This window comes from Allomesorhizobium aridi (assembly GCF_043769475.1).
Classification (GTDB): domain Bacteria; phylum Pseudomonadota; class Alphaproteobacteria; order Rhizobiales; family Rhizobiaceae; genus Allomesorhizobium.
Window position 1 is genome coordinate 2,275,401 of sequence record NZ_CP171729.1, and the last position, 24,660, is coordinate 2,300,060.

Annotated in this window: 19 protein-coding genes and 6 pseudogenes; 11 read left to right on the forward strand and 14 right to left on the reverse strand. The window is 60.4% G+C overall.

Annotated elements, in window-relative coordinates; all coding sequences use genetic code 11:
- Window positions 1–61: 61 nt before the first annotated feature.
- A complete protein-coding gene (locus ACG873_RS13255; RefSeq protein ID WP_394893491.1) occupies window positions 62–1,612 on the reverse strand; it encodes an FAD-dependent oxidoreductase in 1,551 nt (516 codons plus the stop codon).
- Window positions 1,609–2,142 (reverse strand): hypothetical protein, encoded by a 534-nt coding sequence (locus tag ACG873_RS13260; RefSeq protein ID WP_394892286.1) that lies wholly within the window; start codon window positions 2,140–2,142, stop codon window positions 1,609–1,611. Before ACG873_RS13260 ends, ACG873_RS13255 begins: the two co-directional genes overlap by 4 nt.
- A 571-nt stretch (window positions 2,143–2,713) precedes the next feature.
- Here ACG873_RS13260 and ACG873_RS13265 point away from each other — a divergent pair.
- The gene (locus tag ACG873_RS13265; protein ID WP_394892287.1) at window positions 2,714–3,190 is read left to right on the forward strand and encodes a hypothetical protein; all 477 of its coding nucleotides are present in this window, start codon (window positions 2,714–2,716) and stop codon (window positions 3,188–3,190) included.
- A gap of 120 nt (window positions 3,191–3,310) precedes the next feature.
- Here the strand turns inward: ACG873_RS13265 and ACG873_RS13270 are convergent, their stop codons facing one another.
- Entirely contained in the window at window positions 3,311–4,132 is an 822-nt protein-coding gene (locus ACG873_RS13270; protein ID WP_394892289.1) for an SIR2 family NAD-dependent protein deacylase, read from the reverse strand.
- A gap of 566 nt (window positions 4,133–4,698) precedes the next feature.
- Here ACG873_RS13270 and ACG873_RS13275 point away from each other — a divergent pair.
- On the forward strand, window positions 4,699–5,172 hold the full coding sequence (locus ACG873_RS13275) for a hypothetical protein (protein WP_394892290.1): 474 nt from the start codon (window positions 4,699–4,701) through the stop codon (window positions 5,170–5,172).
- Between the two features lie 323 nt (window positions 5,173–5,495).
- Window positions 5,496–6,780 (forward strand): annotated as a pseudogene (locus ACG873_RS13280) (cystathionine gamma-synthase family protein).
- A gap of 92 nt (window positions 6,781–6,872) precedes the next feature.
- Here ACG873_RS13280 and ACG873_RS13285 read toward each other — a convergent pair.
- On the reverse strand, window positions 6,873–7,550 hold the full coding sequence (locus ACG873_RS13285) for a Crp/Fnr family transcriptional regulator (RefSeq protein WP_394892291.1): 678 nt from the start codon (window positions 7,548–7,550) through the stop codon (window positions 6,873–6,875).
- 35 nt (window positions 7,551–7,585) lie between these two features.
- Here ACG873_RS13285 and ACG873_RS13290 point away from each other — a divergent pair.
- Window positions 7,586–7,747 (forward strand): annotated as a pseudogene (locus tag ACG873_RS13290) (SMP-30/gluconolactonase/LRE family protein); the annotation flags it as partial.
- Window positions 7,748–7,851: 104 nt separating this feature from the next.
- On the opposite strand, the pseudogene ACG873_RS13295 reads toward ACG873_RS13290, so the two are convergent.
- From ACG873_RS13295 to ACG873_RS13325, 7 genes and pseudogenes are all read right to left on the reverse strand, one after another.
- A pseudogene (locus ACG873_RS13295) lies at window positions 7,852–8,576 on the reverse strand (SDR family oxidoreductase).
- A 325-nt stretch (window positions 8,577–8,901) separates the two neighbouring features.
- The gene (locus ACG873_RS13300) at window positions 8,902–9,909 is read right to left on the reverse strand and encodes an ABC transporter ATP-binding protein (RefSeq protein ID WP_394893493.1); all 1,008 of its coding nucleotides are present in this window, start codon (window positions 9,907–9,909) and stop codon (window positions 8,902–8,904) included.
- 67 nt (window positions 9,910–9,976) lie between these two features.
- Window positions 9,977–11,030 (reverse strand): annotated as a pseudogene (locus tag ACG873_RS13305) (NAD(P)-dependent alcohol dehydrogenase).
- Window positions 11,031–11,034: 4 nt separating this feature from the next.
- Complete coding sequence (locus ACG873_RS13310) at window positions 11,035–11,286, reverse strand: DUF2160 family membrane protein (protein ID WP_394892293.1); 252 nt, start codon at window positions 11,284–11,286, stop codon at window positions 11,035–11,037.
- A gap of 4 nt (window positions 11,287–11,290) precedes the next feature.
- Window positions 11,291–12,127 carry a carbohydrate ABC transporter permease gene (locus tag ACG873_RS13315; protein ID WP_394892295.1) on the reverse strand — a complete coding sequence of 279 codons (837 nt, stop codon included), beginning with the start codon at window positions 12,125–12,127 and terminating at the stop codon, window positions 11,291–11,293.
- A gap of 4 nt (window positions 12,128–12,131) precedes the next feature.
- On the reverse strand, window positions 12,132–13,010 hold the full coding sequence (locus tag ACG873_RS13320; protein WP_394893495.1) for a carbohydrate ABC transporter permease: 879 nt from the start codon (window positions 13,008–13,010) through the stop codon (window positions 12,132–12,134).
- Window positions 13,011–13,125: 115 nt separating this feature from the next.
- Window positions 13,126–14,577, reverse strand: coding sequence for an extracellular solute-binding protein (locus ACG873_RS13325; RefSeq protein WP_394892297.1), 1,452 nt, complete (start codon window positions 14,575–14,577; stop codon window positions 13,126–13,128).
- Window positions 14,578–14,782: 205 nt separating this feature from the next.
- Between ACG873_RS13325 and ACG873_RS13330 the strand changes: the two genes are divergently transcribed.
- The 7 genes from ACG873_RS13330 (at window position 14,783) to ACG873_RS13360 (ending at window position 22,050) form a co-directional block, all read left to right on the forward strand.
- Window positions 14,783–15,748, forward strand: coding sequence for a sugar-binding transcriptional regulator (locus ACG873_RS13330; protein ID WP_394892299.1), 966 nt, complete (start codon window positions 14,783–14,785; stop codon window positions 15,746–15,748).
- Window positions 15,749–16,040: 292 nt separating this feature from the next.
- On the forward strand, window positions 16,041–16,925 hold the full coding sequence (locus tag ACG873_RS13335; protein ID WP_394892300.1) for a sugar phosphate isomerase/epimerase family protein: 885 nt from the start codon (window positions 16,041–16,043) through the stop codon (window positions 16,923–16,925).
- Window positions 16,926–16,982: 57 nt separating this feature from the next.
- Window positions 16,983–18,197: an ROK family transcriptional regulator gene (locus ACG873_RS13340; protein ID WP_394892302.1), complete on the forward strand. Its 1,215-nt coding sequence runs from the start codon at window positions 16,983–16,985 to the stop codon at window positions 18,195–18,197.
- A gap of 52 nt (window positions 18,198–18,249) precedes the next feature.
- Complete coding sequence (locus tag ACG873_RS13345; RefSeq protein WP_394892304.1) at window positions 18,250–19,233, forward strand: sugar kinase; 984 nt, start codon at window positions 18,250–18,252, stop codon at window positions 19,231–19,233.
- Window positions 19,233–20,501: a D-tagatose-bisphosphate aldolase, class II, non-catalytic subunit gene (locus tag ACG873_RS13350; RefSeq protein WP_394892306.1), complete on the forward strand. Its 1,269-nt coding sequence runs from the start codon at window positions 19,233–19,235 to the stop codon at window positions 20,499–20,501. The genes ACG873_RS13345 and ACG873_RS13350 overlap by 1 nt, the downstream gene beginning before the upstream one ends.
- Before the next feature lie 35 nt (window positions 20,502–20,536).
- The gene (locus ACG873_RS13355; RefSeq protein ID WP_394892307.1) at window positions 20,537–21,265 is read left to right on the forward strand and encodes an SDR family oxidoreductase; all 729 of its coding nucleotides are present in this window, start codon (window positions 20,537–20,539) and stop codon (window positions 21,263–21,265) included.
- An 11-nt stretch (window positions 21,266–21,276) separates the two neighbouring features.
- On the forward strand, window positions 21,277–22,050 hold the full coding sequence (locus ACG873_RS13360; RefSeq protein WP_394892309.1) for an SDR family NAD(P)-dependent oxidoreductase: 774 nt from the start codon (window positions 21,277–21,279) through the stop codon (window positions 22,048–22,050).
- A 92-nt stretch (window positions 22,051–22,142) separates the two neighbouring features.
- On the opposite strand, the gene ACG873_RS13365 is transcribed toward ACG873_RS13360, so the two are convergent.
- The 3 genes and pseudogenes from ACG873_RS13365 to ACG873_RS13375 all read right to left on the reverse strand — a co-directional run bounded on the left by ACG873_RS13365 (window position 22,143) and on the right by ACG873_RS13375 (window position 24,657).
- A complete protein-coding gene (locus tag ACG873_RS13365) occupies window positions 22,143–23,231 on the reverse strand; it encodes a GMC family oxidoreductase (protein WP_394892310.1) in 1,089 nt (362 codons plus the stop codon).
- A 32-nt stretch (window positions 23,232–23,263) separates the two neighbouring features.
- A pseudogene (locus ACG873_RS13370) lies at window positions 23,264–23,908 on the reverse strand (GMC family oxidoreductase N-terminal domain-containing protein); the annotation flags it as partial.
- A 17-nt stretch (window positions 23,909–23,925) separates the two neighbouring features.
- Window positions 23,926–24,657, reverse strand: a pseudogene (locus ACG873_RS13375) (SDR family oxidoreductase).
- Between the last annotated feature and the right edge of the window lie 3 nt (window positions 24,658–24,660).

The window sequence follows — 24,660 nt, forward strand, 5'->3', positions numbered from 1 at the left end:
TCCTGAAGGGAAGCGCCAATGGCTGCGACATTCATCACGGCCGCGTCTCGAACCAGCGGCTTCACCGGCGGTCATCTACGGCTTTGGACAGAGCCGCGCGAATTTCCCGTGCTTCGAGCGGTGAAACTGCCGGGCCGCTGATAACATGTCCTTGGCTATCAAAGCGCGAGCCGTGACAGGGGCAATCCCAAGTCCGGTCCACCTCATTCCAGCCGACGATGCAACCGAGGTGGGTGCACACGGCTGACAGCGCGCTGACGACGCCTTGATCATTCTTGATGACGGCAAGTTGTTCGCCGTCGATTTCGACAATACCGCCCTGCCCGGCCGCTATGCTCTCGATCTTTTGCACCCGCTGCTTGAGCATGCGGTCCCCGACCAGCCTTATGCCGGTCTTGACGTTCTCCGAGACGAATGTCGGCCCGCCGCTTATCGGTCGCAAGCGGGTGGCATCGAAAATTTCGGCGGCTTCGTGCGCCCGTTCGAGTATGAGGTCGGCGATGATTCTGGCCGCCACGGTGCTCTGCGTGATGCCCCAGGCGTCGAACCCGACCGCCACGAACAGATGCGGCTTTGAGGAACTCGCGCGCCCGACGAACGGAAGATCATCCATCGGTCTGAAATCCTCGTTGATCCAGGAATGGGAGAGGCTCTCTATTCCAAACGTCGTCCTGAGAAAGGCCTGCAGGTCATTGACCATCGCGGTCTCGTCCTCGGTCACGCCGGTCTTGAACTCGCCGCCCGCGGCGATCAAGTAGGTCTGCCCGTCCGTCTCGGCGCTTCTCAAGGAATGCGTCGGCGACCCCGCATTGATGAACATTCCATCGAGGACATGGCCAACTGGCATCGGCGCCGCTACGAGCGGGTGCGCGAATGGGAACGCCTTGGTGTAAAACAGCCCATCGTGAACGATCGGCATCTGCGTTGCGACGATCGCATGATCGGCTGTGACCGATCCGCCGTCCGTCTTTACAAGGCATGGTTCGCCGTGCTCGACATCCGTCACTCGGGTGTTCTCGAACAGGTTTCCTTCGTGGGACACCACCTCCGCCAAGGCCAGCAGGTACCGATAGGGATCGAATTGCGCCTGGCCGTCGAAGCGCACGGCGCCCGTGACCGGGAACGGCAGGTCGACTTCCGTCACGAACGAAGCCGGCAGGCCGAGGCTGGAAGCCGCTTCGGCTTCTTTCCTCAGCGACGAGGCCTCATCTTCCGTCTGGCCGTAAACGAATGCCGCCGTCTGCTTCAGCCCGCAATCGAGTTGCAGGGTTTCCACCAGCGAGCGGATCTGCCCAACCGCATTCTCATTGGCTTGCGCATAAAGGCGAGCGCCGTCGCGGCCGATGTCCCGGATCAGCCGATAGTAGCGCTGGCCATGCTGCGAGGTGACCTTGGCGGTCGATCTGCCTGTCGCCTGTCGTCCGATCTGGCGCGCTTCGAGCACCGCAACGCTCTTGCCGGTTTCAGCCAGCAGATGCGCCGCAGTCAGCCCGACAATCCCGCCGCCGACAATCGCGACATCGACGGAGATGCTGTCCGCGAGCTGTGGATATATCTTGGCATTCTGGTCTGATGGAAACCAGAACGGTCGGCTGTTGTCGCGACGTTTTATTCGTCTGCTCCTGTTCGAGGCATGCCTCGCACCAAGCGCCGTGGGCGCCGAGCATCTAAAACAGGTCCCCGGCCGAAGATGTCACCAGTGGATTGCCGGAGTTCGTGCAGGCTCGCAGCGAGGCTCGCGCCCCACACGAGATGCGCCCCGAGCATCAGGAGATTGCGCGTCGCTGGGTGCTCGGTGGCGGGCGAGAGTATCCGTGCAAGAGGTATCCAGCCGAGATAGCTCAGCGCCCAGACCAGGACGCCATAGCTTCCACCGCTGATCATCCGCCGTGGCAGCAGAGCGTAGACGATCCCTGCGAGAGCGCCGTAACCGAAATGGGCCGTGACGGTTGCTGTGCGCAACCCGGCTTCGCCAGTTCCGGCAGCATCAACCCGCTGAACGATTTCGCGCGGCGGCAAAGGGTAATCGCTGCCATCGGGAAGCATCCGGAACAGCCGGCGCATGGCTGCCGTCATTGCCAACGTGGCCGATACGCCCGCCAAAGCTCCAAATATGATCGCGCGCACCCGTTCCGCCTTCACCACCCCCGCCACTTACCAGACCGTAATGACGGCCGCGGCCGAATGTTCCCGCAACACAGCTGTTCCAGATCACCAGCGACCGCGAACACATCGAAGCCCAGTGATTCCGACATGCATATTTCCCCCAGCCAAGCAGCCCTCCGACCTTCCGTGCTTGCAATCGAGGCCCCACGCCATCGATGACAGGGCTTCACCGGCACTGATTCCTGGCGCGGTCATGATGAAGGGACGGTCGCTGTCTTCGGCAGAGGCATTGTCGCTGGCGGCCGTCGAATCGGTTCCGGAGCCAGACCGCCCCGCGCCCGTCCCCGTTGCAACTCCCCTCCAGGCCGCTCAGCGATAAAAAGCCGTGTCGCGCCAGCGCCCAAATCGGGGGAATGCAAAATGATACGGCGGCGGTTGCGTAGCACGGCGCGCCATCGTGCTGATCACGGCGCCGACAGCAGTGTCGATCGTCGTGCTGATGACGCTACAGATCGAATAAATGCCACCCCAGCTAGCGCTGGCCATCCGGAACTGAGGTTCGGTTTGGCGGTCGAAGGAGGGCGAACAGGTTTTGCGGAGGTTTGAGATGAACGGGTTGCTGAAGACCGGACTGTCGACAGGAGTAACCGGCACGGTCGCAAGTGTCGTGACGGCGGCCGTCCTCGCTCTTCTGGCCAAAGCCGAAGGAAAGTCCGCGCTGCAGCCGACCAACGCCACCAGCCATTGGCTGCACGGTGACGAGGCTGGTGGCATCAGGGAGGCCGACCTCGCACACACGGCGGTAGGGTTCGGCACCCACCATGCTTCGGCCATTTTCTGGGCCGCTCCCTTCGAGGCTTGGCTTGCCAGGAACCCTCCGCGATCGCCATTACTGATGCTGCGCGATGCCTCGGCAGTGGCCATGATCGCTGCGGCCGTGGACTATCTCGTTGTACCGAAGCGACTGACCCCGGGCTGGGAGACAGTGCTTTCTAAGCGCTCCATTGCGGTCGCGTATGTAGCGCTCGCTCTGGGTTTGGCTGCCGGTGGACTGGTCGCGCAGGGGATGCGAAAAGGGAAATAGGATTAGCATCGGGCCGCCTCTTTAGCGTCGGGCCGGGCTGTCTTTCGAGACATTTTGGCCTCGCGCGACAAAATTCCCGTGGCAAGGCTCGGCAACGCGCCGCTGACGCTGCGTTGCGCCCTACAGTTGATCGAGATGATGCTTGAGTTTGGAAAGGAATGTGTACAAGGCCTCTTCGGGGTCATCAGCTTGCTCACTGAGAACGGTGATGCCCCAACGGCCCAGCACAGCTTCCTGCACGGGATTGGGATCGGGCATGAAGACGAAGGATCTTGGACGGTCCTTTTCATAGCCGGACCGTCTCCAGGTCTGCCAGAGCCGGTGCAGCAATAGCCTGATGTTCATGTCGGACATGCTGTAGCCGACAAACAGCACAGTGCGGCCGAGCGCGTCGGAACGAAATTTTACGTCGAGCGGAGAATCGAAGGAGAGCCTGTCGAAGTAGTCAGTCTCGGCAAGCACAAGCGATGCGTCGTCATCGAAGTCGCCGTGATATTTCACGATTTGCGTAACGTCTTGACTGGCTTTCGCCAAGTCCTTGGCATTGGCGATTTTCACGAAATCCCGGCGATATATTTCAAAGGCAACTTCGAGGTTGCGGTCGTAGTTCGTCGTATAGATGATGGGAAAGTCGATCGAGACGATGAGACGGTGCAGGCGGGAGGCCTTGACCTTCTGAGGCGAGACACTCCAGTTTCGATCCAGCCAGTCCCGCAGGGGGCCCAGGCTGCCCTTCCTCAACCGGTAATACTCGGCCAACATCTGATAGCTGGCATCCGGTGCGCCAATCATGTCCTTATCGAGGTCGAGTTCCTCGGCCATATGCTCGATCAGCTTTTGCCAGGAGGGAAGCCCAACACTCATCGAGACGCCGGCGCCGACGAACAGGATGACACGGCGCTGCTTTATCGAACTCGCCAATTTCTCTGCGGCGGACAACATGGCTCCAGCATTTACCGCTCCGGTGCCGGAGCGAGGACCAGCTAACCCGCGAAATTACCTTCTGTTCCACCCGTGGGCGCGGTCGAATGTCGGCTTTCCGTAGAGACGGCTCAAGAAGGTTCGCCTTAGGTCAAAGTGGGTGAATTCGACAGGCCCAAGCGAATTTCCGCAAATGGTAGACGCGAGCCGTTGGCGAAGGACAGCTTGCGAGAAGGGCCATGAATGCCGAGAAATGGCAACCCTCCTGTTGCCACTGCCTCCGTCGCTCCCCTTTCGCACCCTCTCCGCGGTAAGGGAGTCTCGAGCTCCTGCCCGTATTTGGAGAGCAGATCGACGGAAGAACGGACGGTTACACCGGCATTCTGCCCGCACTGCCTGTTCCCCAACAACAACGGAGCTCATGTCAAACTCATTTCAGAGATGATAGTTCCAAGGGTGTGAATCCGGCGATCGTCGCATCTCCGGCGAGCAGCCTGAAGAGACGGTTTTAAGCGGAACCTCCCCATATTTTTGCAGTTATCGTCGTGATGGATTGGCAGCGTAGGCCAAGCAATTAGGCACGGGCCATGGACCGAGTTTTGTTGGGTTTCTCAGCGCTCATAATCTCCTTTGCTCAGGCAGGAGCACAGGAATGGCAGCAATTCGGCATCGAAAAGTTCGGCTTTATTTTTGACGTGCCGCCCGAGTTCGAACTGTTACATCGTTCAGAGGACGGCGATGGCGCGGCGTTCCAGTCCCCCGACGGAGCCCTCCTCGCCGTCTGGGGCACCAGCGTCGCCGAAGGCGACTTCCTGCCTCAGGTCAAGAAACAGATCAGTCGGGACGAAAAGGAGGGCTGGAAATTCACCTATCGGCGTCTGACGCGCGAATGGGCAAGTTACTCGGGGATCAAGGACGACCAGATCCGATATGTCAGAGGCATAACCGTGTGTGGCGATCGTGCCGCCATGTTCCTGATGGACTACAGCAAAGATCAGAAAATCGCTTACGATCCGGTCGTCACCCGGATGGTTCGCTCGCTCAAGCCTGAAGACTGCTGACGGCTAGTCCGCAAAGGTGTTTTCCTTGGAACGTCAAAGGCACGGCCCCGTTCTCCCGCGTTGTCCTGCACCAGCAGAACGGCTCCGAGGAGCGCTTCGCGGCCTGCTTGCGAATTTGACCGCATGATTCCCGGCGCCACCATCGCCTGGGCAAATGCGGCAGGCTCGTCCTCACGGTTCGTGCGATCCGGTCCAAGCGCATGGCCGCCATCATTAGGGACCGTCATCTGCGAGCGCGACAAGGATCAACCGTGGATTGGCAAGAGACAGGCGTTGGTTCTGGCTCTAATTTTGGGGCCTGAAAACCTGACCGGAGGATCGTCATGACTGCCCCACGCCCGTCCAAGACCCATATCGGAAATCACCGGCTGCATCCGGAAACGCTGATGCTGAGCTACGGCTTCGACCCTCAGCTGTCGGAAGGTGCGGTGAAGCCGCCGGTGTTCCTCACCTCGACCTTCGTCTTCCGATCTGCCGAAGAGGGGCGCGACTTCTTCGATTTCGTCTCGGGTCGCAAGGAACCACCGAGCGGAACTGGAGCCGGGCTGGTCTATTCCCGCTTCAATCATCCCAACAGCGAAATCGTCGAGGATCGCCTTGCCGTCTATGAAGGGGCCGAGGCCTGCGCCGTCTTTTCATCGGGGATGTCGGCGATCGCCACCACCTTGCTAGCCTTCGCTTGTCCTGGTGACGCTATAGTACATTCGCAGCCGCTTTACGGTGGCACCGAAACCTTGTTTGCCAAGACTTTGGCCAATTTGGGCATCAGCGCCGTCGGGTTCCATGACGGTGTTGATGAGGCAGCCATCCGCGCGGCCGCCGACAAAAGCTGCGAGAAAGGCCGGGTCTCGATTATTTTCATCGAGACCCCCTTCGAATCCGACCAACACGCTGGTCGATTTCCAGGCGGTCGGCCGCATCGCGGACGAGATCGCAGCCAGGCAGGGTCATCGTCCGATGATCGTGTGTGACAACACATTGCTCGGGCCGGTGTTTCAACGTCCGCTTGACCACGGCATCGACATTTCCGTCTACTCCCTGACCAAATATGTTGGCGGCCATTCCGATCTGATCGCCGGCGCGGCACTTGGAAGCAAGGCCGTCACCAAATCGATCAAGGCGCTCAGAGGATCGATCGGTACGCAGCTTGATCCGCACTCGTGCTGGATGCTCGGCCGCTCGCTGGAAACGCTAAGTATTCGGATGGAGAAAGCCAACACCAATGCCCGCATCGTCGCTGAATTCCTGGCCGAGCATCCGAAAGTGGAGCGGGTGGCCTATCTGCCGTTCCTCGGCGACGACACTCCTGCAGCGACAGTCTACAGGAGGCAATGCACCGGTGCCGGATCGACGTTCTCGTTCGACATCCGCGGCGGTCAGGCCGCGGCGTTCGCGTTCCTCAACGCGCTTCAGATATTGAAACTTGCCGTCAGCCTTGGCAGCACGGAGTCGCTGGCTAGCCATCCTGCCGCCATGACCCATTCGGGTGTGCCCAAAGACGTTCGGGAACGGATCGGAGTTCTTGAAACGACAATAAGGCTGTCGATTGGCGTCGAGCATCCCGACGATCTTGTCGCTGATCTCACCCAGGCCCTGGCCGTCGCCTGAAAACACCATGGCATCTGGCGGGCCGACTGGCGTCCTCGTCGACATTGCCGCGTCCAGGGTCACCCCGACCCTGCGGCTAAACTCCTACGGACTCACTGCTTCGAGGTTCCCAAAGCTTTCAATCGGACAGGACTGCTGCCGATCAGCCGTTCGTACTCGGCTTCCGGCGCGCCATAGCTGCCATCGACCAGTTCGATCAGCGCTTCCCGATTGCGGATGACGATTTTGCCGCGCGTGGCACGGATCAAGCCATTGCCCTCCAGCACCTGGATGCCGACCGTTACGCCCGGCCGCCTCACCCCGAGCATGATCGACAGGAATTCGTGCGTGATGTTCAGCTCGGCGCCGGCGCGGTCCTCACACATCAGGAGCCAGCGGGCGAGACGGCTTTCGAGTTGCTGGCGGGCGTTCGCGAGAGCGGTGTAGCTGGTCTGCATCATCAGGCATTGGACGAAGCGCAAAAGAAACCGCTGCAGGGTGGGACTTTGCTCGAGCGCGTCACGAAACGGGGCTATCGGAATGCGCATCGCCGCTCCGGCGAGCTGGACGAAGCAATCATGCGGCGCCAGATCGTCGCCGAGGACGGCAACCGTCCCTGTCATGCCTTCATGGCCCAGAATGCCCACTTCAGCATCCCGGTCGGGCGCCATTTTGGCGACGATCGAGCCGATGCCTTGCTCGAAGAAGTATACGAACTTGATCGGCCTGCCATGCTGTTCGAGGGGATCGCGCAGTCCAAGCTCGACGCGCTCCAGATGGGGCGAGAGCAATGCGGAATCCTGCGGTTGAGGCGGTTGAGTAGCCGCCGACCATGCCATGCTTCGGCGGTCGCGATCTCAAGACGCTATACGCAACTCCACTCACAACCGACCGGACCGGCACGACCGTCGCGGGCACGCTCATCGCCTTTCCGGTTGACCTCCCAGGTGCGCCCATTGCGCGTTTCGGCGAGCCGCTGGTGCTGTAGATCCGGGTTACTGCAAACTAGAAAGGGGGAACTCAAGCTTTTTGCCCGTATGAGAGGCGGCTTCATCGACACGGAAGGTGACGGTCCCCTTGAAGCGGCGCTCGTCAAGCCGCCAGGAAACCGCCGTCAACGGGCAGAACCGCGCCGGTGATCATTGCCGCTTCCGCAGACAACAGCAGCATGATGGCGTGTGCGACGTCCTCGACTTCGGCGAAGCGACCGACCGGATGACGGACCAGCATAGGCTGGCCGTTGGCGGGATCGCTCCAGGCTTCTGCAGCGAGTTCGGTCATGGTGACCGTCGGAGCGAGCGCGTTGACGCGGATGCCGTGCGGCCCAAGTTCCTTGGCCATCACGCGAGTCGCCCCTTCAAGGCCGGCTTTCGAAGCCGCGTAACAGAGGTGGTCCTGAAAGCCACGGTGCCCTGCGATGCTCGTGACATTCACGATCGCGCCGTCGCCGCCGGCTGCCACGCGTGCGCGCGCAAATTCCTGAGCGCAGATCAGCGCAGCCCGCAAATTGATGCCAAGAACCGCCTCATAACCCTCATCGGTCATGTCGAGCACGCTTTCCAGCCGGTTGATGCCCGCGCAATTGATCAGGTAGTCGCAGGTTCCGGCCTCGGCCATCGCCGCACGCGCCGCCGCAGGATCGGCAAGGTCCACCGCGATGGTGCGGCAGCCGGTTTCCTCTTTCAGCCGATCCAGATCGGACTGCGTCCGGCTCAGCGCCACGACCTCGGCGCCTCGTTTGGCCATCATGAGCGCGGTGGCGCGGCCGATCCCTTGCCAGCACCGGTGATGATGACGGTAGTGTTCGAGAAGTTCATGTCGGTCCTCACAGTATGCTTTGATCGGTGGCGCCCAGTCAGCGGTGAACTTGGCGAGGCCAGCGTCGTCAGCGGATGCTTGACCAGTCCTTTGATAACATCGGCCGGGACCGTCGCGACATCGGCCCTCCTCGTTGAAGGCGCGCCCCGCTTTGGCGATGAGCGACGGATCGGTCGTGACGCCATCCAGCAGGCCGTACTCGTTCAACTCCCGGATCTCCTCGATGATGGCCGTATCAACGAAGAGCTTCATGGTTGATTCCTTCTGGACCGGAGGATTGCGGTCTGGCCCGATTGTAGTGACACCCGGTCCCTTTCAGCGGCGTTAGATGCGCTGCCCAGTCTTGCGGTCGAACAGATGAACACAGGCCGGATCGATGATGAAACCGATCTCATCGCCTGGATTAGGGCGAATGCGTTGCTTCACGATGGCGTCGATCAGGTCCTTACCCGTCTTGGCAAAAACCTGCGTTTCCGACCCGGTCGGTTCCACCACCACGACATTGACTGGAATACCGCCCGCTCCGATCTCGATATGCTCCGGGCGAATACCGTATGTCGCCTCCTGGCCGTCGCTCAAATTCCTGGGCGGAAGCGGGAGTTTGAGGCCGCTTTCAGAGACGAACGACATCTGCCCGCCATTCGCCGCGATCCGCCCGTGAATGAAATTCATCGACGGGGAACCGATGAAACCGGCGACGAAAACATTGGTGGGATTGTCGTAGAGATCCAACGGCGCGCCGATCTGCTCGACCCGGCCATCGCGCATGACCACGATCTTATCGGCCATTGTCATGGCTTCGATCTGGTCGTGCGTCACATAAACAATCGTTGTCTTCAACCGCTGGTGCAGTTCCTTGATTTCGACACGCATCGTCACGCGCAATTTGGCATCAAGGTTCGAAAGCGGTTCGTCGAAGAGGAAGACCTGCGGGTCGCGCACGATCGCGCGGCCCATGGCCACGCGCTGGCGCTGGCCACCTGACAGTTGTTTCGGATACCGGTTGAGAAGATGTGCCAGATCGAGGATTTCGGCTGCCTTCTGCACCTTTTTCCTGATCTCCGCCTCCGGCCGTTTGGCCATCTTCAACGGAAACCCGATATTGTTGAAGACGGTCTTGTGCGGATAGAGCGCGTAGGACTGGAACACCATAGCAATGTCGCGCTCCTTGGGCAGGACATCATTGACGACCCTGCCGCCGATGGAGATCGTGCCGTCGCTGATTACCTCAAGCCCGGCAAGCATCCGCAGCAGCGTGGACTTGCCGCATCCCGAGGGGCCGACAAGCACGACGAATTCGCCGTCCTTGATGTCGACGCTCACGCCATGCATGACCTTAACGCTGCCGTAGCTTTTGGTTATATTTTTGATCTGGACATCAGCCACGGTTCTGTCTCCCCTACTGCGGCAACTCGATTTGCATTTTCACGTCGGCAGGCGGAGCCGCGGCAGCGATCTCGAATGCACGCACACTTTCGTCGAAGTCGAATGTCCTCGTGATGAGTGGCTTCACGTTGATCGCGCCCGAACTGAGCATCGCGACGCAACGCGGAAAGACATGGGTGTAGCGAAAAATGTTCTCCACCCGTGCCTCGCGGATCATCGCTGCACCCGCATCGTATGAAATCGGATCGGGCTGGCCGCCGATCATCACGACACAACCGCCGGGCGCGAGCGGCTCGAACACCTGGGCCGCCGCCTTGGGTGAGCCGGTCGCCTCGAAGACGATGTCGGCACCCCAGCCGTCGGTCTCGCGCTTCACAAGGGCCACTATATCATCGCTGGACACGTTCACGCCGGTGACGGCGGGGCTGAGGCTTTCTGCGATCGCCAGCTTCTTTTTCGGCAAGGTCGGTCACGTAGACTCGCGCACAGCCGGCAGCAAGCGCAGAGAGCGCCGTCACGAGGCCGATGGGTCCTGCGCCAAAGACGACCGCGATGTCGCCGGGCTTGACCCGCGCCTTGGTCGCCGCGTGCACGCCGACGGCAAGAGGTTCGACCATCGCAGCCTCCGCGAAGGACACATTATCGGGCAACTTGAAGGTGAAGGCTTCGGGATGCACACAGGTTGGCCGCAGAATACCGTGAACCGGAGGCGTCGCCCAGAAACGCACCGCCGGGTCGACATTGTACATGCCGAGCCGCGTCGCTTTGGAGTTCGGGTCCGGGATGCCCGGCTCCATGCAGACCCGGTCGCCAACCGCGAGCGTCGTCACCTCTGGGCCGATCTCAATGACCGTGCCGGAGGCCTCGTGACCGAGGATCATCGGCTCGTTGACCACGAAAGACCCGATGCGGCCATGCGTGTAGTAATGCACGTCCGAGCCGCATATGCCAACGGTGTGCAGCTTGATGCGTACATCGTGCGGGCCGAGCCTTTCTTCTTCGCGGTCGATTGCCGCGAAATCCCGCAGCGACAGTTCGTCTTTCTTTTCTAGGACGAGAGACTTCATCCTTTCAGCCTTTCGTGATGATGACGGCGGCGACAGCCAGTGCGATAGCGTTCGAGATCCAGATCGACAGCCCCAGTGGCTCTATCAAACGGAACCAGAAGAGCGAGAGTGCAACCCAGATCACGACCGAGATGAAGAGTCTGTCGAACCAATTGGTCTCGATCGGCAGGAACCCTGAACGCTCCCCCGACGGGGCAGCATTGTCCGGTTCGATGATGTCGATTGGCGCGTCAATGCCTTCGAGTTTGTCGTTCATGTCGTTATCCCTTCACGGCACCGAAGGTGAGACCGGCGACGATATGGCGCTGCACGAGGCCGAAGACGATCAGCGCCGGGATCAGGGTGAAGACCGAGATCGCCGCCATGATGCCCCATGCGGTGCCCGTGGTGGTCACGTATTCGGACAGGCCCGTAGTCAGGGTGCGGGCATTGAAGTTCGTCAGCGTCGCTGCGAGCAGGTATTCGTTCCACGCGAAGACCCAAGTGAGGATCAACGTCACCGCGAGGCCCGGGCGGCAGAGCGGAAAAATCACTTCAGTGATTACCTTCCAGGCGCTGGCGCCGTCGACAAAGGCCGCCTCGTCCAGTTCTTTCGGGATGCCGTCAACAGTCGGCCGCAAGGTCCAGATCGCGAACGGCAGGTTGAAGGTGCAGTAAACCAGGATCATGCCGAGGCGCGTGTCAAGCAGCGTGAAATCCCCGATCCGGTAGACCTGCGTCATCAAAAGGAAGAGCGGCAGAAGAAAGACCGCAGGCGGCGCCATCCGGTTGGTGATCGTCCAGAAGAAGATGCTTTCCTTCCCGCTCATGTTGAAGCGTGAGAGCGCATAACAGGCAAAGAAGCCGAGCGTCGTGCAGAGCACAGCGTTGCCCGTCGAAATGATCAACGAGTTCGCCATGTAGCTTCGCAGTGTGCGGTCGTTCAGAACGTCTAGGTAGTTCTGCCAGTAGATGCCGCGCAGGATCACCTCGGGCGTCGTGAAGAGGTCCACCGCCGGCTTCACCGAAATGACGAAGAGCCAGTAGATCGGAAACAGCGTGGCGAAGCTGATTGAGATCCAGAAGAGGATGTAAAGCCAGGAACGTTGCCGCTTCATTGGCTTAATCCTTCTTCGTATTGCGCGGCGCGAGCATGCTGACGTAGAGCAGCCAGCAGACCACGATAGTAAGGTAGAGCACGATGACAGACACGGCCGAGCCGTAGCCGTAGTTCGTGCGCGGAAAGACCTCCTTGAAGATGTGCACACCGACGTAGCGGGTGGCCGAGCCTGGCCCGCCGCCGGTAAGCATCAACACTTCGTCGACGGTGCGCAGCGCGTCCATCAGGCGGATAAATACGGTGGCGACCACGGCCGGGGCGATCATCGGAAGGGTGATATGCCAGAAAATCTGCCGCTTTCCGGCCCCATCGATTTGGGCTTGCTCGAACGGGTCAGGCGGAAGCGAAACAAGCGCCGCGATCATTGTCAGTGTAACGAGCGGCGTCCAGTGCCAGACATCCATGATCACGGTCACGATGAACGCGGCGACAGCGCTTTGACCGATGTTCAGGTCATAGCCGAACCAGCTGTCGAGCAGGTGAGGGATAATGCCGATCGAGGGCGTCGTCATCAGCTTCCACACCGAGCCCACGATAATCGGCGCCATGATGAGCGGCAGGGTATGAATGGTGCGAAAGAACGCCTTGCCCGGAAAGTCCTTCATGAAGGCTTGAGCCAAAAAGTAGCCAAGGATCAGCTCGGACAGCACAGCAAAGAACACGAAGGCGGCGGTGACGCCGAGCGAAGCGAGGAAACCTGCGTCGAACACCAGCCGACGGAAGTTTTCGGCTCCGTTAAAGATCATCTCGGGATTGGCGGCGAAGGGATTCCACTGATGGAAAGAGACCCAGATCACGTACACGAACGGAACCACCCCGAACAAACCGAGGATGGCCAGCGTGGGCGCGAGCAGTATCCAGCCCAACCTGTTCGATTGCATCAACTTACCCCTCCCGCGCCACGATGCTAATTAGGAAGCGTCCATAATGGCGGACCTTCGGAGAAAAAGAGCGGGCCACCACCAGCGGCGGCGGCCCGCAGGCTGGGGAGGAATCTTACTTCCGGTAGTCGAGATTGGTGAGCTCTTCTTCGGCCTTCGCGGCCATCTGGTCGAGCCCCTCATCGACGGCGAGTTCGCCGGTCAGGATTTGATAGAAGATCGGAGCCGTCGCTTCACGCACCTGAGCGTGGAACGGGTACTCGGGGGCGCCTTTGAAGAGCTTGCCCTGATCGCGCAGCATCGCGTAGTAGCCGCCGAGCTCCTTGTCGAGAGCCTGGACCTTTGGAGCGTCATAGGTGGAGGTCAGCGTGATCCGCGGCGCTGCCACGGCCCATTCCTCCTGCACCTCGGGCAACGCCATAAACTGCAGGAACAGCAGCGCGGCATCCTGGTTCTTGGAAGTCACCGGCAGGCCGAAGGCGCCGCCATCATAGTAGCCGATGTAGCCCTCGCCCTTTTCGGCGGCCTCCATGACGCCCTCGGCGAGCGGCGGCAGAGCGACCCCTACATTGCCCACCACCTTGGACTTCGATTCGTCCGACGCGATCCATGCCGCGTTCTCGCCGTAGACAAGGCCCTGCGCAGCGCGGCCGGCGGCAAATGTGGTGCCCACTTCGGTCCAGGTAGACTGCACCGATTCCGGTGGCGCGATGTCGCGCATCGAGAGCCACCAGGTCAACGCCTCCTTAGCTTCTGCGGAATTCATAGCCCCGCCGTTCTCTACGGACGCGCCGTAGTTCTTGTCTGGATTGATGCCCCAGTTGTAAACGCCGAAGGTCGGCGCAACTGACTCGAAGAACTCGTACCACGAAGCCGGATGGCCGGTATGGGCCTGGGCGGTAGTGCCCCAAACGTCCTTGCCCTTCTCCTGCATGTATTTGGTGAAAAACTGCGCTATCTCGGCGTAGTCGGCGTGGGTTTTGGCGGGAACGAGTTCGCGGCCGGCCTGTTGCTTGAACGCTGCCTTGATCTCCTCGTCGTTGAAGAGGTCTGTGCGGTACAGGTAGACCTTGATGAAGGCTTCCATCGGAACGCCGAAAAGAGCCCCGTCCTTGCCGCGGAAGTTGTCTGCGAAGGTGGTGAAGTTGGCCTCATCGTAATTCGGGGCCTTGAGCTCGGGCTTGGCCTTGAGCGCATCGGTGATGTTCACCAGGAAGTTACGCGAAAGGTAGGCGTAAACAATGTCCTGCTCGATATAGACCATATCATAGATGCCGGTGCCGGCCTCCATGTCCTTGATGGCCTTGTCATACATCTGATCCCACGATGTCGTCTCGACGTCGACGCGGATGCCGGTCAATTCTTCGAACTTCGGAGCTAGAACGTCGGAGATGAAGTTCGATGGAGGTGTGGACTCAGTCACGCCGCGGACCGTCACTCCCTCGAACTGCTTACCTGCGTTCTGCCACCAGTCGGCGTTTTCGATCTGAAGGTCCTGTGCGAAGGCGGCGCTCGCCGCAAGAGTGATCGCCAGCGCTGACGCGCCGACTTTGAATGCAAAGGTCATGAGCTTCCTCCCAAGGTTGCGATTCGGAGGGGCGGCGCCAGCACGACCTGGTTGTTCCTCCACCCCTCCACATTTCATACAAATGTATGAAAGCCTATGCAAGTGTTTTTGCATTTGTGTGAGTTGCGATACAAATGTAAAATATGCAATGTGGCAAGCGGGTCGCCTGTCGGCCGCAGTTCCGGTGATGTTGAAGGATTGATGAATGCCTCAGGACGGGCGCGATGAAAGCGAAGCTCTCGCAAGTGAGGTGTGCTGGCATTACTACATCAACGAAATGACGCAGGCCGAAGTAGCGAAGGCCCTCGGCATAACCCGACTTCGAGTCAACCAGGCGATCCAGAAGGCGAAGTCGCTTGGAATGGTGAAGGTGCAGATTGAATCGCCCTTCCTGGCCCGGATCGAGCTGCAAGAGGAGCTCAAGAACAAGCTCCGTCTCAAAAAGGCTCTGGTGGCACCCGCCAATCGAGACGCCTACGACTACCATGTACCCGTCGGAGCAGCGCTGGCCAGCTATCTGACCGAAAACCTGAGCACCAACCAATGGAAATCGATAGGTGTTTCCTGGGGGATGACGCTGCAGAGCGCTATCCGGAGGCTGCCGCAGCAATCGCGACCCGACATCGAAATCGTGTCTATGATCGGAGGCACCACCACCGGCGCCTCTTTCAATTCATTCGGAATTGCGTCCGGGTTTGCGGAGCGATTTGGCGCGAATTATTCCATTCTCGCTGCGCCGATCTATCTGTCTCAAAATGTCGATCGCGATCTGTTCCTGGCCCCGGACATTTTCGGAGATCATTTCAAAAAGTGCGAAACACTTGATGCTGCCGTCCTCGTCGCCGGGGATGTTTCTCAGCGCTCCTATCTGGTTTCGACCGGCCTGCCGAAGGAGGTTTCACCCGAGGAACTTGCCGCCTGCGGGGCGGTTGGCGACATACTGGGGCGCTTTCTCGATATCAATGGCGACGACATCCCGCATCCGCTGAACCAACGAACGATCGGCATAGAACTCGATACCTTAAAATCGATTCCCGAAACGATTCTCGCTGCCGCAGGTCGCCACAAGGTCGGCATAATACACGCCGCGATGAAACGGGGGCTCGTGAATACGCTGATCACCGACGATGTCACCGCAGAACTGCTTCTCGAGAACAGCAGATATCCATGAGCGGGAAAAAGGCTGTCACCTGAAATGGCGGCCCAAAAGGAGTTCCAGAAGGCGATAGCCCGCTCTGGCCCGGGCCTATTTGTTGACATCTACCGCAAATAATCTCCGTTATCGCTGCAGCAAGCGACCGAGGAAAGAAAGGAGCGCGAGGGACGCTGTGGGTTGAGCCGGAATATCCGCACCACTGGTCGGTTTTTGCAGACACAGTTGCGGCCGCTTTAAGTTTGTTGTCTTACAATGCAAATTGAGGTAATCAGCAGTAGAAACACCGCTTAGATAGGGAAGATCAGTTATGCGGCGCTTGGGCATTCATTCATTCGTTTGGACCGGCGGCCAAACGCAGGAAGGCTTGGAGATGGCACTGGAGAAGTCGGCGGAGCACGGCTACCGGATGATCGAGTTTGCCTATCTGCAGCCTGAAAAATTCGACCTCAACCGTCTTTCGAAAAAAGCCAAGGACCTGGACATCGAGATCGTGGTGACCATGGGGCTTCCCGCAGGGGCCGATGTCTCAAGCGAGGACAAATCATCGGTGGCGAAAGGCAAAGCGCTGCTGTCAGACGCCGTCAAAGCTGTTCGTGACATCGGCGGAATCCGCCTTGGCGGCATACTCTATTCCATGCACGGCAAGTACGATCGTATGCCAACAGAAAAGGGTTGGCTGAACAGCGCCGAGGCAATTGCCGAGACCGCTGACGTGGCAAAGGAGTGCGGTGTCCAGATCGTGCTTGAGGTCGTCAATCGTTTCGAGTCGAACCTGCTCAACACCACGGCCCAGGGGTTGAAATTCCTGAAAGACACCGGTCGTGACGATGTGTATTTGCACCTCGATTCCTTCCATATGAATATCGAGGAAGCTGATCCGGCCGGCGCAATCCGTCTGGCCGGCGACAAGATTGCCTACTACCACATCGGAGAGAACTACCGAGGATATCTGGGAACCGGGACGGTCGACTTCGACCAGGTTTTCTCGGCCCTTGCAGACATCGACTACGATCGCGACATCGTCTTCGAGAGCTTCTCCAGCGCAATCGTCGATGAGGGACTGTCTCTTGCCTGCGGTATATGGCGCGACACCTGGACGGACAACGACTCGCTGGCGGCGCATGCGAAAACATTCATCGAATTGAAGTGGGACGAGGCACGGCGGCGGCATAGCACCAATGCACACCCTTGAACGCATGCCCGCGGAGAGACCGGCAGGCTCATTTGCATGGGTAGAGCACCAACAGAAATGAGTGACTTCACTTCCATATCCAGTTCACCCCGGCGCATTCGACAGGCCAACGCTGTCGCCGCGCTTCAGGCGATCTTTGCAAATGAGCGCCTGAGCCGCGCGGATCTTGCCCGCCAACTGGGCCTGAACCGCTCCTCTTCGGGAAATATCATTGCCGAACTCACGGCCAACGGATTGGTTCGGGAGGTAACAGGAGAAATGCCAAAGCGATCTCAGCCGACTCGTGCGGGTCGTCCGGGCATTCTGCTCGAACTCGTGCCCGAATCCGCCCTGTTTGTCGGCGCCGAGATCGGCGTGGAACACATTACGGCGCTTCGGATCGACCTGACGGCCCAAATCGTTCATTGTCGGATGGAACCGTACAACGGCCGATCAGCAAGCGTTGCGCAAGCGGTCGACCATGCCGTGGAATTGGCTTTTGACGGCCTCACCTCCGAAGAACTCGACCGTTGCGAAGGCTTTGGCTTGTCCGCTCCCGCGCAGATGGACCGAAACGGAAAGGTCAGGGTCGCGCCGCTGCTGGGTTGGCAGGACCTGGACCTCGCCGCGCTTGTTCGCAACGCCCTGCCCGTTCAGATGGCGGCATTTGTCGAGAATGACGCCAACGCGTTTGCAATCGGCGAGGCATATACGCGCCGCGACGGGCGCGATGGCGTGACGCTGTTCCTGGTTATCGAAAGCGGCGTGGGCGGAGGCATAGTCATAGACGGTCAACTCTTTCGCGGCGGGCACGGCCTGGCAGGCGAAATCGGCCACATTCACACGTCGGATGCTGATGGTGCGGAACTAGAAGAATTGATCGGTCTCGAACGCCTTTTGGCGCAATATCGGCAGCTTACGGGCATCCAGGCTGTCGCGCTCCCGAAATTCCTTGCTGACGTCCGCGACCGCGCTCCGAATGCGGTACTGATCGCCGAGGATTGGGCACGCCATCTGGCCTTTGCGCTTGTGCAGGGATGCCGGTTGATCGATCCCGATCGGATCGTTCTTGGAGGGTCGCTGGCCGCTCTCTATGAACTGGTCGCTGCCCGCGTCAGCGTCCACATGGAAGCGCTTCAGGCCGAGAGCTTTCCTCTTCCGGAAATCGTCGTCCACGAAGCCGCAGAATCCGGTGCCGCCTATGGCGCGGCATGCATGCTGCACCAGCGATTCCTATCGCTGGACAACGACTTGTTCGCCGACGAGCCCGGCGGCGCCAATGAGGCGAAATGATCGTGAGAACAGAGGCATCGACTGAAGCCGAAACGAGCGGGGACGAACTGACGTGACAAACGTACAACCGCTTGCACCCGACGATCTCGGGCCGACCGTTTGCGTTGGTGAAATCCTCGTCGAAATCGTGGCAACCAGCGTTGGAGAGGGGTTTCTCGAGCCGATCGATCTTATCGGCCCGTACCCCAGCGGAGCGCCGGCCATTTTTATCGATCAGTGCGCCCGAATGGGTGGATCCGCAGCGATGGTAGCGACGGTCGGCAACGACGACTTCGGCCGCCTCAACACCCTGCGGCTTGAGGGGGATGGCGCCGATGTCTCCGCCATTTCGCTCGACCCGGAACTTCCCACCGGAAGCGCCTTCGTTCGCTACCGTTCCGACGGGTCGCGTGACTTCGTCTACAATATGTGGACCTCGGCAGCGGGACAGCTCCGATGGACCGATGCAGTCGATGCGCTGGTTAACCGCTCGGGACACTTGCACATCATGGGCACACTGCTCTCCAGGCCGGCCATATGGGAGATTATCGATCGGGCGGCTGGCATCATCAAGAGCCGCGGAGGCAGCCTTTCGCTCGACCCCAATCTCCGCAAGGAGCTCAAGAATGACGACGAGACCGAACTGCGCTTCGCCAAGGTTGTGGAGATGTCGGATCTGCTCCTTCCCTCGGGCGAGGAACTTGAGCGCGCTGCCGGCGTAAGTGGCGAGGACGCTGCGCTTTGCAAACTTTTTGGCCTCGGCGTGGGCGAAGTGGTGCTGAAACGTGGCGCAGGCGGCGCAACCTTTTTCGGCAAAGACGGCTGCCGCATAGACAGTCCCGCTTTCCTGGTCGACGAACTCGACCCGACGGGAGCCGGCGACTGTTTCGGCGGCGCCTACGTTGCATGCCGGCGGCTCGGCATGACAATCGACGATGCACTCACCTACGCCAATGCGGCAGGTGCCCGAAACGTAACCGTCCGAGGCCCCATGGAGGGTGCGGGCACACGCACCCAACTCGATCAATTCATCACTGACACCATGAGGCGCGCGTGATGCGTGTGACGTTAGACCAACTTGCAAGGCTTCGTGGAGAAGGAACGCCGCGCGGCATCACCTCAGTATGCTCCGCACATCCGGTCGTGTTGCGCGCCGCTCTTCGGCATGGTCGCAAAACCGGAGCAACCGTGCTGATCGAGGCGACCTGCAATCAGGTCAATCACCTGGGCGGTTACACCGGTATGCAACCTCGGGATTTCTCCGCCCTCGTCGAAAGCATCGCAGGAGAGGAAGGCTGCCCCGCCGATCAGATCGTGCTCGGCGGCGACCACCTTGGCCCAAATCCCTGGCGTGATCGCCCCGCCGACGAAGCCATGGCCGAGGCGGAGAAGATGATGGAGGCCTATGTGGCTGCAGGCTTCCGGAAGATCCATTTGGACACCTCGATGGGCTGCGCGGGCGAGCCGCCCGCACTGGACGACGAGACGACCGCCAAGCGCGCCGTGCGTCTTGCCACAATCGCCGAGATGACTGCACGCGACACCGGCGGGGAGATGCCTCTCTACATAATCGGGACCGAGGTCCCTCCTCCGGGCGGCGCGGATCACGTACTTGATGCGATCGAGCCAACGGCACCCGCCGCCGCCCGGCAGACCCTGGCCATACACCGCGAAATGTTCGCGAAGGCGCAGCTTTCGGACGCTTTCCAGCGCGTAATTGGGATCGTCGTCCAGCCTGGCGTCGAATTCGGCAACCGCAATGTCATCACATATCAACGCGACAAAGCAGATGCTCTCGTCCGCATACTCAACGACGAACCAGGGTTGGTTTTCGAAGCGCATTCGACGGACTACCAGGGCGAGCCGCCTTTGACCGAACTTGTCGAAGACGGGTTCGCCATCCTCAAGGTCGGACCGGAATTAACCTTCGTGCTGCGCGAGGCGCTTTACGCGCTCGACCTCATCGCCTCCGATTTGTTTCTCGACTATGGCGACCGCCCGCTCTTCAACGCGATGGAAGCCGTCATGGTCGACCGGCCAGAGAACTGGAAACAGCACTACGACGGGAACGACGCGGAGAAACGCGTACTGCGCCATTATTCGTTGTCCGACCGCATCCGCTACTACTGGACCGTTCCCGAGGCGCGGGCCGCCGTCAAGAGGCTGACAGCCGCCCTGGCCGGTAAACGGGTACCGCTGCCCCTGCTCTGGCAGCACCTTCCGGGTGCGGACCAATTCGCCGATATCCCGCTCGACCCACAAGAGCTTCTTATCTGGCGGATCGGAAAGAGCCTTTCCACCTATGATCGCGCTTGCCGGGTGTGAGCAGCACGCCGTCACAACAAGAGAGGAGAGATAAAATGGCTGAAAGTATGGAAGGCAAAGTCGCCGTCATCACTGGCGCAGCATCCGGAATCGGTTTGGCAACGGCCGAGGCAATGATTGCGGCAGGAGCGAAGGTTGTGTTTGCCGACCGGAACGAAAGGGCACTGGAAGAGATTCGCTCCAAGCACGGGGATGCAGCGATTCCGCTCGTCGTCGATCTACTTGACGCCGAGAGTTGCGCTTCGATGATCCCCGGCGCGCTGGAAAAAGCCGGCCAGATCGACATCCTCCACTGCAACGCGGGCACTTATATCGGCGGCGACCTGATCGATACCGACGCTGCCACTATCGACCGCATGCTCAATCTGAACGTCAACGCGGTGATGAAGAACGTGCGCGATGTGATCCCGCACATGATGGAGCGCGGGATCGGGGATATCATCGTTACCTGCTCCGTCGCCGGCCATATGCCGATCCAATGGGAGCCGGTCTATTCGGGCTCGAAATGGGCGATCACCTGCTTCGTCCAGACCATGCGCCGGCAGTTGAACAGACACGGCATTCGCGTCAGCCAGGTATCGCCCGGCCCGGTCGTGAGCGCACTTCTCGCGGACTGGCCGGAGGAAAACCTACGCAAAGCCAAGGAGTCCGGCAGCCTGATCGAGCCAACCGAGGTCGCCGACGCGATCATGTTCATGCTGACGCGGCCGCGAAACGTCACGATTCGTGACATGATCGTACTGCCGACCAATTTCGACATCTGAGGACTGCCTGGATGGTCTATCAGGAGCGTTTCCGCCTCGAGGGCGAGCAGGCCGTCGTTACCGGCGGCGGGCGCGGCATCGGCCTTGCTTGTGCCGAGGCGCTGGCGGAGGCCGGCGCGCGGCTTATTGTTATCGAGCGGTCCGAAGAAGACGCGACCGAAGCGGTAGCTCTTCGGGAGAAGGGTTATGACGTGGTGATCGCCATCGGCGATGTGACGGATGCGGCTCGCATGGAAGCCATTGCCGCTGAACTAGCAAACAGCGGCTCACCTGCGACCATACTCATCAACAATGCCGGCGCAGGGCACAGTGGCATCGCCTGTCAGGATGTGACCGATGAGGACTGGCTGCGTGTCATGGACGTCAACGTAAACGGTGTCTTCTGGTGCTCACGCGCCTTCGGGCGGCACATGATCAGGACCGGCCGGGGCGTGATCGTCAATCTCGGTTCCATGTCGGGCACGATCTGCAACCGCCCGCAGCCGCAGACGCCGTACAACGTCTCCAAGGCTGCCGTGCACCATATGACGCGTTCTCTTGCCGCTGAATGGGCTCAGTACGGCGTGCGGGTAAATGCGGTCGCGCCAACTTACATCGAAACACCCATGGTGCATGCGGTGCCGGCCAACAAGGACCGTATCCCGCAATGGCTGGCCGATACGCCAATGGGGCGGATGGGGCGGCCCGAAGAAGTAGCGAGTGCCGTCCTGTTCCTCGCCTCCAATGCGTCTAGTTTGATGACAGGAGCGATCGTCGAGATCGATGGCGGCTTCACCTGCTGGTAAGAAAGGCAGGAGCGAGGCAATGGATCTGGGTTCGAGCCGGAGAAGATCGACTGGAGTTCTATCGAGCGGCCGGCCCGCGCCGTGCGCGTGTCTCAAGTCGCTCGACAGTCCCGCTTGATCAGATCGGCGCCCTTTTCGGCGAGGCAATAGGTGGCGGCAACAGTGTTGGCCGATACGATCGTCGGCATTATCGAAGCATCGACCACACGCAGGCCGGAAGTGCCGTGGACACGCAGCGTTTGCGGGTCAACCACCGCTTCCGGCCCCTGCCCCATGGCGCATGTGCCGACCGGATGGAACAGTGTGCCGGCACACTGCCGGATGAAGGCGTCGAGGGCGCCGTCGCTCACCACATCGGGACCGGGATCAATCTCGGCATCGAGATGCGGCTCAAGGGGTTTCTGTGCCATGATCCGACGGGCCAGCCGGATCGACGGCCGCTCATCGGGATCGGCGCTTTTCAGCGCGACACAGCCGATGCTGCCGGGCCTGAGCTGACAGATATGCATGAGAAAGCCGTGGCCGGTGAAACCGGATGCGGCTTGCGTGTTGGCGCGGCCGGTGCAGAAGAAAAGCTGGATATCAGGCCTGTCGCTTGCCGGATCGGTGGAGATGAAGCCGCCGCCCTCACCCGTTGTGGAGGAAAACAGCCCGCGCTTGCGGAAAATCCAGTCAAGGACGTGCAGCACGTTGCGCGGAAGCGCCTTCCACGAGAGGCCGTAAGGTGCGGTGGATTTGGCGCGGTATTCCAGCGTGACGTCGAGATGATCCTGCAAATTCTCGCCGACGCCGGGCAGATCCTGCACCAGCGGAATGCCATGTTTGGCAAGCTCGCGCGCCTTGCCGACGCCCGACAGCATCAGAAGCTGCGGAGAAACGAAGGCACCGGCTGCAAGAATAATCTCCCGCCCAGCGATGACACCGGTCTCGGCACCGCGCTTCCAAGCGACTCCGGTCGCCGTACTGCCCTCGAACATGATTTTGGTGACCTGCGTATCAGGGATCACGTTGAGGTTCGGCCGTTGGCGCACGGGATCGAGATAGGCGCCCTCGGCGGTGACGCGCTGCCCGTCCTTTTGCGTGAAGTTGTAGAGCCCGACGCCATTCTGCCGGGCGCCGTTAAAGTCCGGATTGAGTTCGTAGCCGGCAAGCTGCGCCGCCTCAAGATATGCATAGGCCATCCTGTTGACACTGCGCAGCGGCGCGATGTTGAGAGGGCCGTCAGTGCCATGGAAGGCCGGGCGATCTGCTCGGCAAGCGGGAGCTTGCCAAACCTGATGTGATTGCCCGAGCGGAGTTCGGCCAGCAGCTCGAAGCGCTCCAGCTTGCGAAAATAGGGGAGGAGGTCGTTAAAACCCCAGCCGGGGCAGCCGCCATCGCGCCAGCCGTCGAAATCGTCGCGCTGACCGCGCATAAAAATCTGGCCGTTGACGTTGGTGCTACCACCTGTGCCCTTGCCGCGCGGCAGGGCAATGGAGCGCCCCTGCAACCCCGGCTCCGGTTCCGTCTCGAACCATGACATGAATCTCGGCCCGCCGAGAAAGGCCAGCGCCGGCGCCATGAACGTGACCATGGCAAGCGGAATACGAACGATCGCCTTGCGCGTGTTTCGATCCGGCCCGGCCTCAATCAGCGCGACGCGGACGGCTGGATCTTCCGTCAGCCGGTTGGCGAGCACACAGCCGGCCGGGCCTGCCCCGACGATGACGTAGTCGAACGGCCCCAAGGTTTCAGAGCCCTTCGGAAAATTTGTCAGGGCGCGGCGAAAATGGTGGATTTCGAGAACCGGAGCGCAGCGTACATTTTTGTACGGGAGCACCGGAAGCGCAGAAAGCCACCATTTGCAGCCCGCGATCACGCATTTTCATAGGGCTCTCAGATGTCCTGATTTTGCGGCAGGATGACCAGATCGCGGATGGTGACGTTGGCCGGCCGCGTCAACATGTAGAGGACAGCATCGGCGACGTCTTCCGAGCGCAGGCCCTCGCGGCTTTCCACCTTGGCCTCGATCGCCGCCGGATCGGTGTAGCCCCACAAATCGTTGAGCACGACGCCGGGCGCAACGGCGCCGACGCGGATATTGTGTGGTGCCACCTGGCGACGCAGGCCATGCACGAAGGACTGGATGGCGTGCTTGGAGGCCGAATAAACGGGCTCCCAATGCAGCGCTTGATGGCCGGAGATCGACGAGGTGACGAGGATGTGGCCGGCTTTACGCTCGATCATGCCCGGGAGCACGGCATGGACCAGCCGGAAGACGCTGTTGACGTTGATCGATAGCAGTTCGTCCTAGGCGTCGGGCTTACCGTCGACGACGTCGCCCGGAATGTAGAGGCCGGCATTGGGCAAAAGGATGTCGATCCGGCCGAACCGACGAAGCGTCTCCTTGACGACCCGGTCGACTTCGCCGGCTTTTGTCAAATCGGCAGCCAGCGCCAGCGCGTTGCCTCCGCCGATCTGCACGACCACCGCATCAAGGCGCTCTGCGGAGCGCCCGACCAGGGCCAGCTTCATGCCTTCTGTGGCGAGCGTCTTGGCCATCGCCCGCCCAATGCCGGAACTCGCGCCGGTGACGAGTACCACCTTGCCGGATAAATCCTGTCCCATGCT